The organism is Mesorhizobium sp. M7A.F.Ca.CA.004.04.2.1 (genome assembly GCF_004022825.1).
Classification (GTDB): domain Bacteria; phylum Pseudomonadota; class Alphaproteobacteria; order Rhizobiales; family Rhizobiaceae; genus Mesorhizobium.
This window is the reverse complement of record NZ_RZPH01001095.1, coordinates 1-1,932: the sequence shown is the minus strand read 5'-3', so window position 1 is coordinate 1,932 and position 1,932 is coordinate 1. Positions and strand designations below refer to the sequence as shown.

Here is a 1,932-nt window from a genome sequence, read left to right as displayed (position 1 = left end):
GCATCAAGGGCGCGGGCGAGGCCGGCACCATCGGCTCGACCCCGGCGGCGCTCAATGCGGTGACCGACGCGCTCTGGCGCGCTTATGGCGTCAAGCACATCGACATGCCGGCAACGCCGGCGCGTATCTGGGCGACCATCCGAGAAGCGTCGGGAGCGTGACAGCAGGCCCCGGCAGCCCCCCGGCCACAGCCAGCGGTGATGCCGGCGGGCACGACACGCTAACCGGCATCATGTTCAAGATCGTGTCGGTGGCGGTCTTCGTCGGCATGCAGACCTGCATCAAAGCCGCAGGCACGGTTCCGGCCGGCCAGATTGTCTTCTTCCGCTCTTTCTTCGCTATTTTCCCGATCATCGCCTTCCTGGCCTTCAGGAAAGAACTCGGCACTGCCTTCACCACCAAGCGTCCGTTCAACCACATCGCCCGCGGCCTGGTCGGCGTCTGCGCCATGGGGCTCGGCTTTTTTGCGTTGACCCGGCTGCCGCTGCCAGAAGCGATCACGCTGAACTACGCGCAGCCGCTGCTGGTGGTGGTGTTCAGCTCCATCTTCCTCGGCGAGGCCATCCGTGTCTATCGCTGGAGTGCGGTCGCGGTCGGCCTGGTCGGCGTGCTGATCATCTCCTGGCCGGAACTGACGCTGCTGAGTTCCGACGAGGCGCTCGACGATCAGGAAGTGCTTGGCGTCATCGCCGCTCTTGTCGCCGCGGCGATCTCGGCCGTCGCCATGCTCTTGGTGCGCAATCTCGTTCAAAGCGAGCGCACAGCGACCATCGTGCTGTGGTTTTCGGTGACGGCGAGCGTCATGTCGCTGCTGTCGCTGCCATTCGGCTGGCAGGCGCTGACGCCGCTCCAGGCGGCTCTTCTTGTTGCCGCCGGCTTCTGCGGCGGTCTCGGCCAGATCCTGATGACGGCGGCCTATCGCCATGCCGAGGCCTCGGTGGTGGCGCCGTTCGAATATACGTCGATGATCCTCGGCGTCGTCGTCGGTTATCTCGTCTTCGGCGACGTCGCCACGCTCCATATGCTCGTCGGCGGCCTGATCGTCGTCGCCGCCGGCATCTTCATCATCTGGCGCGAACGCCAGCTTGGCCTGGAGCGGACCCGCACGCGCAAGGCATCTTTGCCTGAAGGGTGATTACGACAGCTCGGCTCGCTCCTTCGCCAACCGAACCAGCACCGTCCTCGTCTGCTCATCGGCTGGAAAAAACGATTCGATCGCCAGTTCCGACAGGGTCACGTCGAGCGGCGTGCCGAAGACGGTGATGGTGCTGATGAACGACAGCACCTGGTCGCCGTGCGCAAGCCTGAGCGGGTGCACGATGGGGTTCGGCTCTACCGACACCGGCCGACTGCCTTTCAAGCCGGACGGATAAGTCCTCAGCTCACGCTCGAGTTCGATCAGCACCGCGTCGCCGCTCGCGTCATTCTGGTGTTTCAGGCGCTCGAGCAGATGCGTCCGCCATTCCTGGAGATTGACGATGCGTGGCGCGATGCCGCCGGGATGAAGGCTGAGGCGAAGGACGTTGACCGGCGGCGTCAGCAGCGAAGCCTCGCTGACATCGGCAAGGAAGGGGGCAATGGCGGCATTGGCCGAAACCAGGTTCCAGTGGCGGTCGACAGCGAGTGCCGGGAAAGGCTCGTGGCCTTTGAGGACGATCTCGACCGCCGCCATCGCCGGCGCCATCGTGGTGTCGGTCAATGAGCGCTCGCCGAAGCTCGGCGCAAAGCCGGCGGCGAGGAGCAACTGGTTGCGCTGCCTCAGCGGTATCGACAATTGCTCGGCCAGATGCAGCACCATGTCGCGTGAGGGCGCGGCGCGGCCGCTTTCGACGAAGCTCAGATGCCGCTGCGAGATTTCGGCCTCCATGGCGAGGTCGAGTTGAGACATGCGGCGGCGGGTGCGCCACTCGCGAATGAGGCTGCCGGCGGAGG

The 1,932-nt window shown here is 65.3% G+C and carries 2 protein-coding genes; one reads left to right on the top strand and one right to left on the bottom strand.

The features are described from left to right. The first annotated feature begins 157 nt into the window (after nucleotides 1–157). Nucleotides 158–1,135, top strand: a complete 978-nt coding sequence (locus EN893_RS31665; protein ID WP_127270975.1) for a DMT family transporter — start codon at nucleotides 158–160, stop codon at nucleotides 1,133–1,135. On the opposite strand, the gene EN893_RS31660 is transcribed toward EN893_RS31665, so the two are convergent. Further along, the coding region (locus EN893_RS31660) for a helix-turn-helix transcriptional regulator (protein ID WP_245490935.1) at nucleotides 1,136–1,932 on the bottom strand (797 nt) is incomplete at its 5' end. It abuts the gene before it with no gap.